Genomic DNA, 11,159 nt, shown 5'->3' with positions numbered 1-11,159 from the left:
GTGATGCAGACGCTCTCCAACATCTTCTGGCTCGGCACGAAGGAATTGCGCAGTTTCTTTCGCGACTGGGTGCTGCTGGGGCTGGTGATCTATTCGTTTTCGTTGGCGGTGATTGCCCAGGCGCAGAGCAATGCGCAGGAATTGCACAATGCCTCGATAGCCATTGTCGACGAGGATCGTTCCGAAATCTCCGCCCGGCTGGCGGGGGCCTTCCTGCCGCCTTATTTCCTTCCCGCCGTCGCGCTCGCGCCAAAGGACATCGACCGGTCGATGGATCTCGGCGCCTATACTTTCGTGCTCGACATTCCGCCCAATTTCCAGCGCGATCTCGTCGGCGGACGCAAACCCACCCTGCAACTCAATGTCGACGCCACCGCGATGACCCAGGCCGGCATCGGCTCGGGCTACGCCCAGCAGATCTTGAGCGACGAGATCGCCAAATACCTGACCCGGCAGGACGACCCCGCGCCGGCGCCGGTCAGTCTGGTCGTTCGCATCGCCTTCAACCCCAATGTCGTCACCGCCTGGTTCACCAGCGTCATGGGCATTATCGGCTCGGTCACCATGCTGTCGATCATCCTCGCCGGCGCGGCGGTAGTGCGCGAACGCGAACATGGCACGGTCGAACATCTGTTGGTCATGCCGGTGACGCCGTTCGAAATCGCCATGGCGAAGATCTGGGCGAATAGTCTGGTCATCGCCGTGGCGGTCGCGCTTTCGCTGGTTCTGGTGGTGCAGGACCTGTTGCAAATCCCCATCGCCGGCTCGATCCCGCTGTTCATGTGCGGCGTTGCGCTTTACCTGTTTTTCGCCACATCGGTCGGGATTTTCCTCGCCACCATCGCCCGCACCATGCCGCAACTGGGCCTGATCTATCTCTTGGTGGCGGTGCCGCTGAACCTGTTGTCGGGCGGCAATACGCCGCTCGAAAGCATGCCCCCTTTCCTGCGTAATGCAATGCAGCTGTCGCCCTCGACCCATTTCGTCGCCATCGCCCAGGCGATTCTCTATCGCGGCGCCGGCTTCGATCTGGTCTGGCCGCGATTTCTGGCGATGGGCGTCATCGGCGGGCTTTTCCTCGCGGCGGCGCTGTGGCGTTTCCGCGCGGCGTCGGCGCAAACGGCGTGAGGTCCTGTCGCGTTACTGGCCCGATTCCTGCTTGAAAATTGGGCGCCAAAAAGTTTCGATGTCAGGATAAATAACATGCCGCTCTACAGCTTTCATTGCGCCGAATGCGACAAGGACTCCGAATTGCTGATGGGCTTCAGCGATGAAGCGATCTGTCCGGCCTGCGGCGGCAAAAAGATGCAGCGGCTGACGTCGAAGGTCGCGCCCGATTTCAAGCTCAAGGCCAAGGCCAAGATCTGGCGCGCGGCGGCGGAACGTGAAGGGCACACCAGCAATTTCGGCAAAGGCGAGAAATAGGCGCGCGAAAAAAGCGCTTTCGCTATTTTGTCATCGGTTTGGCAATAATGCGCGCAAGGGAGACCTGCTCATGCGTCTTTTTCTTCGCCTGTTGCCGATGTTCGTCGCCGCACATTCCTTCTTCGCTGTTTGCGCCGCCGCGCAGTCGCGGCCGTATAATGTGCTGCTGTTTGTTGCCGATGGCCTGCGTCCGGGCATGGTCAACGCGCAGAATGCGCCGGCCATGACCGCTCTGATGCGCAAGGGCGTGGTCTTCGCCAATAGCCATGCGGTGTTCCCGACCTTCACCACGCCCAACGCCGCAAGTATGGCCACCGGCCATTATCCGGGCGACCACGGCGATTTCTCCAACACGATGTTTATCGGCAAGCCGATCGACGTGCCGGGGCAGGGCGAAACCTTGACACCCTTCCTCGAAAGCGATCCCGTGCTGGCCGACGTGGACGCGCATTTCGCCGGCGATTATCTCGACGAGGAGACCATTCTCCACGCCGCGCGGAACAAGGGTTTTGGGACGGCGTCGATTGGCAAGCTCGGGCCGTCGCTGATCATGGACCACCTCGCCAATACGCGGGACAGGACTGTCCCGCCCGATTCCCTCGTGGTGGACGACAGCACGGGCGGGCCCTCCGGCGTGCCGCTTGCCGAGGCGGTCAAGGCGAAATTCGCCGAAGCCGGGCTCGCCGCTACGGCGCCGGATCGCGGCGACAACAAGAACCCGGGGACGCTCGTCGCCAATGTCGAGCAGCAGCAGTGGTTTGTGTCCGTGGCGACCAAAGTGGCCTTGCCCTTGTTCAAGGAACGCGGAAAACCTTTCGTTCTCGTCTACTGGTCGCGCGATCCCGACGGAACCCAGCACATCCAGGGCGACAGCCTGCTGCGGCTCGTTCCGGGCATCAACGGCCCGACCTCGCTCGCCTCGATCCGCAACGCCGACAATAATCTCGCGGCCCTGCTCGACGCCTTGAAAGCGCAGGGCCTCGACGGCGACACCGATGTCATTCTCACCTCGGACCATGGATTTTCGACCATTACCAAGGAAAGCGCGACGAGTTGGGCGGCGGCGCAGAGCTACGGCAAAGTCCCCGCGCATCTGCTTCCGCCGGGCTTTGTCGCCCTCGATCTGGCGCATGGCCTCGATCTGCCGCTGTTCGATCCCGACGCCAAAAATGCGCCGGTGGCGGCGGGCGAAACCCCGAAACGCGCCAATGGCCTGATCGGACCCGATCCGGCCCGGCCGGATGTGGTGGTGGCGGCCAATGGCGGCTCGGACTTCGTCTATCTGCCCAAAGGGGACAAGGCGCTGGCGCGGAAAATCGTCGGCCTCCTGTCGGCGCAGGATTATGTCAGCGGCTTGTTCGTCGATGACGATTTTGGCGAAATTCCGGGGACCCTGCCGCTGTCCGCGATCTCGCTGAAAGGATCGGCGGTCACGCCTTTTCCGGCTATCGCCGTCAATTTCCGCAGTTTTGCGCTCGGTTGCGACGACCCGACGGCTTGCGGCGTCGCGGTCGCCGACACCAACCTGCAACAGGGGCAGGGGATGCATGGCTCGTTCTCGCGCGCCGACACCCCCAACGTCATGGCGGCGCTCGGCCCGAGTTTCCGCGAAAACTTCGTCGATCCTGCGCCGGCGAGCAATGCCGATATCGGCAAGACCATCGCGCGCCTGCTCGATCTCGACATCACGGACAAAGGCAAGCTCATCGGCCGCGTGCTCGCCGAGGCCATGCCGAACGGCGCCCTGCCGGAATGGCGGAGCGGCGCCCTGCGCTCGGCGCCCGACGCGCTCGGCCATGTCACCAGGGTCGAATTCCAGTCGGTGGGAACGACGCTTTATTTCGACGCCGCCGGTTATCCGGGCCGCACCCTCGGGCTGCCGGCCGAGAAGCAATAGCGCCTCATGGTGAGGAGCGCCGTCAGGCGCGTGTCGAACCATGGGCAAATGCCCGGACGATTGGAACAGCTGGAGGCCGCGACGTTGCGCCTCACGAGTCCCCCGCCCTTCGAGACAGCCGCCCTGTTGGCGGCTTCCTCACCGTGAGGGCGCTGTAGAAGGCGACGAAACAGAAATAATCATATTCTGCTGTTATTTCATATGTTTATAGTAAAAACCTCACTCAATGCGCGAGCGCCTTGGCGCCATTGTGGTGGGCGATGATCGCTTCCGCCGGCTTGCCGACGATCTCCGCCAGATGGTCGAATTTCGCCGTGAAAAAGCCGACGCCGGCCGTCGCCGAGCGCAATTCGACGATCAGTCCGCCGAGTTCCGCTTCCGGGATCAGGGCGTTGAGCACGTCCCAGCCTTCCCACCCGGACCGCCCGTCATAGCCCAATATTTGTCCGCGCCGCGCCGAAGCGATCGCGGTGATGCGTGACAGGGCTTCGCTGGGCGCCGTCAGCTCGACGGCGAAAATCGGCTCCAGCAGCGCCGGGCCGGCCTTGGCCAGCGCTTCGGACACGCCGATCCGCGCCGCGGTGCGGAAGGCCATGTCGGAGGAATCGACCGAATGATAGGAGCCGTCGGTCAGGGTCGCGAAGACATCGACCACCGGAAAACCGAGCGGTCCCGTCGCCAACGCGTCGCGGCAGCCTTCCTCGATCGCCGAGAAGAAGTTTTTCGGCACGGCGCCGCCATGCACGGTCTCGTTGAACACAAAACCGCTGCCCCGAGGCAGCGGGCCGACGGTCAGGGCGACGTCGCCGAACTGTCCGTGGCCGCCCGATTGTTTCTTGTGACGGCCCCGCGTCGAAACCTCATGGCGGATGGTTTCGCGATAGCCGACGGCAGGCTTTTGCGTCTCGACATGGACGCCGAAACGCGCGGCAAGCCGCTCCAGCGCGACGCGCAGATGCATTTCGCCCTGACCGAGCAGCCTAAGCTCCGACGCCTCCTGATCGTGGACAAAAGCCAGCGACGGGTCTTCTTCGATCAGTTTGGCCACGGCGGCGGCGAGCCGCACCTCGTCCTTGCGGTCCTTGACGGTCAGCGCCAAAGCATGGGCCGGCTGCGGCGGCGGGGCGGGCTCGGCGGCGGCGGCGGGGACGCCATTCTTGGCGTCGCCGAAGGTTTCGCCGGTCGCGACATGGTCGAGCCGGCCGAAAGCGACGCAATCGCCCTCCTCGACCCTCGCCTGCTTGGAGCCGGAGAGGCCGGTCAACCGCGACAGACCCGCAACGCGGTCCTCGCCTCTGGCGCTCTTGACCAGACCGCCATCGTTGAACGCGCCGCGCAGCACCCGCGCAAAAGTCAGCTTGCCGCCATGGGCGGTGTGAATGGTCTTGACCGCATGGGCCAGCGGCGCGCCCTCGTCAGGCGCGCCGAGGCGGGCGCGGACCCGCGCGACGCCCGGCGATTCATGGCGCAGGGCCTTGAGCAGCCGCGTGACGCCATGGCCGGCCTCCGCCGATCCGATCAGCACCGGAGCGACCAGACCTTTTCGCAGATCCTGGGTCAGGTCGTCGAAAATCTGGTCGCGCGGCGGCTCGATGTCGGAGATCAATTCCTCCATCAGAGCGTCGTCGTAATCGGCGAGGCGCTCCAGCATGGTGTAGCGCGCCTCCTTTTCGGTCGGCACTTCGCCGGCGGGAACGTCCACCACCACGGAGGGGGCGTGCTCGCGATAGACGAAGGCGCGCTCCAGCGCGAGATCGATGAACCCGGTGGCGATGCCGTTCTGCCAGATCGGAATCTGCCGCAGCAGCAGCGGCGTGCGCGAGGCCTGCTGCAGCAGGGCGAGGGATTCGCGGATGCGCGCCGTGGCCGTGTCGATCTTGTTGAGGAACAAAATGCGCGGCACGCCGAGGTCTTCGAGTTCGCGCAGGATCATCCGCAGCGCCGGCAATTTGCGCTCGTCGGCCTCGCAGACCACGATGGCGGCGTCGCAGAGCGGCAGGACATTGCGCGCCTCGTGCAGAAATTCCACCGAGCCGGGGCAATCGACGAAGGTGAAGCGGTCGCCAAGATAATCGACCGAGGCGATATTGGCCTCGACGCTGGCGGCGTGGGCGCGCGCCTCGGCGCTGGAATCGCCGACCGAGGAGCCGTCGCGCACCGAACCCTGCCGCGACAGGGCGCCGGCGCGGGTCAGGATACATTCGAGCAAGGTGGTCTTGCCGCTCTGGAACGGGCCGACCAGCGCAATCAGCCTTGGCCCGCTCACCCGTCTTTCGCCGTTCTGGGTCTCGCTCATGGTTTTTTCCTTGCCCCGATTGCAGCGCCGCCCTCAGGGACGCTTGACGTCGCAAATCATTCACGAGCGAATATTTCACGCGCCGCCGCAATTGCCAATGATTTTACCGCGACCGATCGTCGCCAGCGCAGAATCCCGGGCCCTCCGGCCGGCGACGGCCGGGCGGCAAAGAAAATATTAGTTTACAAAGACAGTATAAATTATCTACTTAGTGCGTGGCGAATTGGGCGCATGGCCAGCGAGGCCGGCGGCCGCCGAAGCATCCGGCGCCATTTACCGAAAGGGCCATGAGGATTGGAGATGAACTTATGGCCGTTTTGACGAGCATCCTCGATCTCGTTCATTTCCCTTACGCGGTATCCGGCTTTTTTGTCGGGGCATTGGTGGGGCTTACGGGCGTCGGGGGCGGCTCGCTGATGACGCCGCTCTTGGTGCTGCTGTTTGGCGTCCACCCGGCGACGGCGGTTGGCACCGATCTGCTTTATGCGGGCCTGACCAAAATCAGCGGCTCGACGGTTCACAGCTTTCGCGGCTCGATCGACTGGCGGGTGGTGCGCCGCCTGGCTTCGGGCAGCGCGCCGGCCGCGCTGCTCACCTTGCTGGCGCTTTCGGCGTCAGGCGCGCAATCGGGCGCGGCCGGCGGAGCGATCGCCCGGGTTCTGGGCTTGTCGCTGCTCATGACCGCCGGGGCTTTGCTGTTTCGGCCCTGGCTGGTGGAAAAATGCGCGGCCTTTTTCGAGCAACGCAGCGAAGGCGGCATTGCGGTGATGACGGTCGCGCTCGGCGCCGCGCTCGGCGTGCTGGTCACCGTTTCCTCGGTGGGCGCCGGGGCCATCGGCGTGACCGTGTTGCTGATGCTCTATCCTAAAATGACGATCTTGCGCATTGTCGGGTCGGATATCGCCCATGCCGTTCCGCTGACGCTGATCGCCGGCGCGGGCCATTGGGCGATGGGCTCGGTGGATTGGCCGATGCTGCTCTCCCTGCTGGTCGGATCGATTCCCGGCGTCGCCATCGCCAGTCATTTCGCCCCGCTGGTGTCCGACCGGGCCTTGCGCGGCCTGCTCGCGGGCGCCCTCGTTCTCGCCGGCGGACGGTTGGCTTTCTGAGCGTTTTGTCGATCAAGTCGAGCGGGAAATCCCGGCGTCGGGCGCCTTCAGTCCAGGCAGCACAGGCTCCAGCATCTGGCCGAGCAGGTCGGCGGGCATCGGCGCGGTGATCCCATAATCGGCGGGCCATTTTTTGGGCAGATAGAACGTGCCGAAAATTCGGTCCATCACCGGGAGCATCGCCGCATAATTATGGTCCTTGTGGTCCTCGCGGGTGTGGTGCCAATGATGGAAGGCCGGGCTTGAAAGCACTTCCTCGAAAGGCCCGAGCCGCCAGCGCAGATTGGCGTGGATGAAAAAGCTCCACATCGAGCCGACAAACAGAACGAGCGCGGGAATGAGCGTGGGGTGGTCGCCGACCGGCGCGGCGAAGCCGGTGGCGGCGGCAAGCGTCAGCCTGCGAAAAGGGCTCCGTGTTGAAATCGCCGTCGAGAAAGACGCCAAAATTCCCTGCGGCCGTTTGACGCCGCCCAAAACCCCGCGCACAAATGGAAGCAGCGGAATTTGGAGAGCGAAAAAATGTCCAGGGCGATCGTGGTGCAGCCGGGCGGCGGTTTCGACCGCGTGACGATCGGGCGAAGCGAGGCGCGCGATCCGCTTTTCGGCGAAATCACCGTGCGCCTGCACGCCAATTCCCTGAATTACCATGATTACGCTGTGGTCAGCGGCATGTGGGGGCCGACCGAACCGCGCATTCCCATGGCGGACGGCGCCGGCAAGGTGATCGCCGTCGGTTCCGGCGTCACCGAATTCGTCGTCGGCGACCATGTGGTCAGCACGTTCTTCCCGACCTGGCTCGACGGCGCGCCGCAGGTTGACGGCTTTTCAACGGTTCCGGGCGACGGCGTCGATGGATACGCGCGCGAAATGGTCACGGCCCCGGTGCGGGCCTTCACCCATGCGCCAAGGGGATACACCCACGCTGAAGCCGCGACCCTGACCACGGCGGGGCTGACCGCCTGGCGCGCCCTGCATGACGAAGGCCGGATCAAGGCCGGCGACAGCGTGCTGGTGCAGGGGACGGGCGGGGTGTCGATCTTCGCGCTGCAATTCGCCAAAATGGCCGGCGCGACGGTCATCGCCACCTCATCCAGCTCGGAAAAGCTGGAAAAACTCGAAACGCTGGGCGCCGACCATCTGATCGATTACCGCAAGGACGAGCAATGGGGCGAGACGGCGCGCCGCCTGACCGGCGGGCGCGGCGTCGATCACGTCATCGAAGTGGGCGGACCGGCGACGCTCGGGCAATCGATGATCGCCGCGCGAATTGGCGGCCATGTGTCGCTGATCGGCATTCTCACCGGCCTCGCCGGGCCGCTGCCGCTGATCGACGCCTTGCTGCGGCAATTGCAATTGCGCGCCGTGCTGGTCGGCAGCCGCCGCCAGCAGATCGACATGATCCGCGCGATCGACGCCAATGGGCTGAAACCGGTCGTCGACGACAGTTTTCCTCTCGCCGACATCGTCGCCGCCTTCCGCCATCAGGAAAGCAACCGGCATTTCGGCAAAATCTGCCTGGTGTTCTGACGCCCGCCCCCGGATGCGACCGCAGCCTTGTGTTTATGGGGCGGCGGCGGTTAGCGCAGGGGTCAAAAGCGCGGGACGTCGATGCCATGCTTGCGCAGGGCGTAGCCGATCTGGCGTGGCGTCAGGCCCAGAATGCGTCCCGCCTTGGCTTGCACCCAGCCGGCGCGCTCCATCGCCGCCACCAGCTTGTCCCGCTCGTATTGACCGGGATTGCCGACCGGACAGGCATCGGGCGAAGGGCAGACTTGGGGCTCCCTCGACCCATCCAGATTTTCAACGGGCTCGGGCGCGGGCGGCGCCGACGGTGTAAAGGGCGCCGGCGGCGCAACGGGCGACGCTTCCGCGGGCGTCAGGCCGAGCAGCGAGGCCGCGGCGCCTTTCCAAAGGGTCGAGGACAGACAGGCGCCTTGCTGGCAGGCGAAGTCGCGGGCCTCGATGAGGTTGTCGCCCGCCAGCGTCGCCGTGCGCCTGACGCAATTTTCGAGCTCGCGGACATTGCCGGGGAACGCGCATTGCGAAATGACGGCGATGGCGGATTTGGAAAATTGCATCGGCCGCAGGTTTTCGTCGCTGAACCGTTGCAGAAAAAGCTCCGCCAGATCCGGAATATCGCCGGGACGATCGCGCAAGGGCGGCAGCGCGAAGGTCACGACATTGATGCGGTAATAAAGATCGGCGCGGAACGCGCCTTTCGCCACCGCGTCCTCGAGATTTCGATTGGTGGCGCAGACCAGCCGGACATTGACTTTTAAGGTTTTCGAGCCGCCGACGCGCTCGAATTCGCCTTCCTGGAGCACGCGAAGAAGCTTGGCCTGAAACGATGGCGAAATCTCGCCGATCTCGTCGAGAAACAAGGTGCCGTTATGGGCGAGTTCGAAACGCCCGAGCCGCTGGCCGATCGCGCCGGTGAACGACCCTTTCTCATGCCCGAACAATTCCGATTCGATCACGCTCTCCGGCAAGGCGGCGCAATTGACCTTGACGAAGGCAGCCTTCGCGCGCGGCGAGTGATCGTGAATTGCGCGCGCGAAAAGTTCCTTGCCCGTGCCGGTCTCGCCGCGCAACAGCACGGTGGCGTTGGAACGGCCCGCCACCGCGACCTGTCCGAGTAGCTTGCGCATGATGGCGCTGTCGCCGACGATGCCGGCGTCCCCGCCTTGCGCCCGCCGAGGCGATTTGCCCGCCGCCGGCGCGGACTCGCGGGCCTCCTCCAGTTGCTTTTCCAGTCGATGGGTCTGTGCGATCAACCGGTCGCGGTCCCGGGCGACCAGATTCTGCATGCGCACCGCCTGTCCGACCATATTGGCGATCACCATCAGGAACCGGACATCGTCTTCCAGCTGAAACTCGAGCTTGCCGTCCCATTCGCGGTCGATCGACAATACGCCTTTCACCCGGTCGTCCACCTTGATCGGCACGGCGAGGAAACTGGTTTTGATGCGCGGCGGCGCCAGATGCAGATAGGCGGAGCCAGTAAACAGCGGATGCCCCGAGATATTCTCGACGACGAGCGGCGCGCCCGTTGCGACGATCTGGTCGATCAGCTTTTGCGGAACCAGCGATTTCGACTTCACCGGCGGATCGAAGCGCTCGCCCGCCGCCGCCGCGATTTCGGGATCGCCGGCTTCGTCGAGCATCAAGATCATGCCGCGACGCATCTGCATGAAGGAGGTCAGGATGGCTATGACGCCGGCAATGGTCCGGTCGAGCGGTTGCGGCGCAGCGAGGACCTTGGAAATCTCGTAGACGCCTGAAAGGGCTATTTCCCGATAGGCGGACGGATAGACGACCTTGATCGGCGCAGGAACCATCATATTCATTCGCGATGCTCCACCATTGGACGGAGTTACGCTCAAATATGCTCAAAAGATAAGCATATCGCACTTTCTTATGACGTACGTTTTCTTTTCTTGAGCTAAACCAAACATAATTGTCGTTTTTCCAACAGTAAACATCAAAATTTGTGCAGGGTAGCCATAGATTGGGCGCCCGTCGCCGTAAGGCTGGCGCGGTCGGCGCGGGTTTCCGGTGGGCCAATGGCTTGCTTTGCTATGGATTTCTCTGTTTCGCCGCAAACGGGTGAGAAGGGTTTTCCGCAGGATGTCCGACTTTACGGTTCAATCTGTCCGTTAAAGTTTGTGCGCGCCGGTATGGAGTTGGCAAATTTTGGTTCGGGCTTTCAGCAGCGGCGCTAAATTATTAGCCACATGCTCGGCTCCGCTTGTCTCGATTGCTTCATATTCGTGGTTAAAATGCAAGCGCGCGCAGCAAGACCGGCTGTCCGCCATGTTTTTAATACGCTGGACGCCAAATAGCTTTTCATATATTGGATCGAAAGCAGGATGTGACGGACCGGGGACGTGAAATCAACTCTTCGATGCGACGTGGCGTGGGGCTGCATTTCATCGAACAAGACGAACGCCGGCCCGGTTATTTGCGTTGTGTCAATGACACAGCGCCAACATTCCGTTTAGAAGAAAATCAGGCTGCGCGCGAAATTTCGATCGCCGCGAATGTTCCGGTTTTTAGCTCAGATGGCGGCCGCTCCGAGTTGGGCGGCGCTGGCGTGCGCCGACAGACCATGTCCGCGCAGGCCGGCATTGGCGCGCAGTGCGCCACGAAAGGGGCAAAGACCAATACTATGGCAGGGGTAAACAATGGTGAACGTTTATAATGTGGCTTATCCCCTTGGATCAGGTCAGCCTATAGGTAGCGGCCGGAGGCCTTGACGGCGCGGCGATATGTTCCTAATTTGTTCCTATGTCGAGCCGTTGGAAAAATGATCGCCCTATGTCTCGAACCGCTTTTGCTAAGCGGTTTCCCGACAACGCGGCCTGCGCCCGCCACCTCTTCGAAAAGCGCTGGCCCACTGGCTTCGTCTGTCCAAAGTGCCAAAGCGCCAAAG

Annotated in this window: 10 protein-coding genes; 7 read left to right on the top strand and 3 right to left on the bottom strand. The window is 63.3% G+C overall.

Features of this window, described 5'->3' with window-relative positions; translation table 11 throughout:
* Positions 1–3 precede the first annotated feature (3 nt).
* The 3 genes from QZY01_RS03240 (at position 4) to QZY01_RS03230 (ending at position 3,322) form a co-directional block, all read left to right on the top strand.
* A complete protein-coding gene (locus QZY01_RS03240) occupies positions 4–1,128 on the top strand; it encodes an ABC transporter permease (protein ID WP_294533257.1) in 1,125 nt (374 codons plus the stop codon).
* Between the two features lie 75 nt (positions 1,129–1,203).
* The gene (locus tag QZY01_RS03235) at positions 1,204–1,425 is read left to right on the top strand and encodes an FmdB family zinc ribbon protein (RefSeq protein ID WP_294533253.1); all 222 of its coding nucleotides are present in this window, start codon (positions 1,204–1,206) and stop codon (positions 1,423–1,425) included.
* 70 nt (positions 1,426–1,495) lie between these two features.
* Entirely contained in the window at positions 1,496–3,322 is a 1,827-nt protein-coding gene (locus QZY01_RS03230; protein ID WP_294533251.1) for an alkaline phosphatase family protein, read from the top strand.
* 223 nt (positions 3,323–3,545) lie between these two features.
* Here QZY01_RS03230 and QZY01_RS03225 read toward each other — a convergent pair whose 3' ends face one another.
* Positions 3,546–5,618 carry an elongation factor G gene (locus QZY01_RS03225; protein ID WP_294533249.1) on the bottom strand — a complete coding sequence of 691 codons (2,073 nt, stop codon included), beginning with the start codon at positions 5,616–5,618 and terminating at the stop codon, positions 3,546–3,548.
* A 308-nt stretch (positions 5,619–5,926) separates the two neighbouring features.
* On the opposite strand from QZY01_RS03225, the gene QZY01_RS03220 reads away from it, so the two are divergent.
* Positions 5,927–6,727: a sulfite exporter TauE/SafE family protein gene (locus tag QZY01_RS03220; RefSeq protein ID WP_294533246.1), complete on the top strand. Its 801-nt coding sequence runs from the start codon at positions 5,927–5,929 to the stop codon at positions 6,725–6,727.
* A gap of 12 nt (positions 6,728–6,739) precedes the next feature.
* On the opposite strand, the gene QZY01_RS03215 is transcribed toward QZY01_RS03220, so the two are convergent.
* Positions 6,740–7,171, bottom strand: coding sequence for a sterol desaturase family protein (locus QZY01_RS03215; RefSeq protein WP_294533243.1), 432 nt, complete (start codon positions 7,169–7,171; stop codon positions 6,740–6,742).
* A gap of 75 nt (positions 7,172–7,246) precedes the next feature.
* Between QZY01_RS03215 and QZY01_RS03210 the strand changes: the two genes are divergently transcribed.
* Entirely contained in the window at positions 7,247–8,254 is a 1,008-nt protein-coding gene (locus QZY01_RS03210; RefSeq protein ID WP_294533240.1) for an NAD(P)-dependent alcohol dehydrogenase, read from the top strand.
* Positions 8,255–8,316: 62 nt separating this feature from the next.
* Here the strand turns inward: QZY01_RS03210 and nifA are convergent, their stop codons facing one another.
* Complete coding sequence (gene nifA, locus QZY01_RS03205) at positions 8,317–10,074, bottom strand: nif-specific transcriptional activator NifA (protein ID WP_294533239.1); 1,758 nt, start codon at positions 10,072–10,074, stop codon at positions 8,317–8,319.
* 506 nt (positions 10,075–10,580) lie between these two features.
* Here nifA and QZY01_RS03200 point away from each other — a divergent pair.
* On the top strand, positions 10,581–10,928 hold the full coding sequence (locus tag QZY01_RS03200) for a hypothetical protein (RefSeq protein ID WP_294533236.1): 348 nt from the start codon (positions 10,581–10,583) through the stop codon (positions 10,926–10,928).
* Positions 10,929–11,014: 86 nt separating this feature from the next.
* On the top strand, positions 11,015–11,159 hold a 145-nt coding region (locus QZY01_RS03195; RefSeq protein ID WP_294533255.1), incomplete at its 3' end, for a transposase.

The sequence above is a fragment of the uncultured Rhodoblastus sp. genome (assembly GCF_903903185.1).
In the GTDB taxonomy this organism is placed as follows: Bacteria; Pseudomonadota; Alphaproteobacteria; order Rhizobiales; family Beijerinckiaceae; genus Rhodoblastus.
Note: the sequence above shows the minus strand (reverse complement) of the source record. Positions and strands in the feature narration are given on the sequence as shown.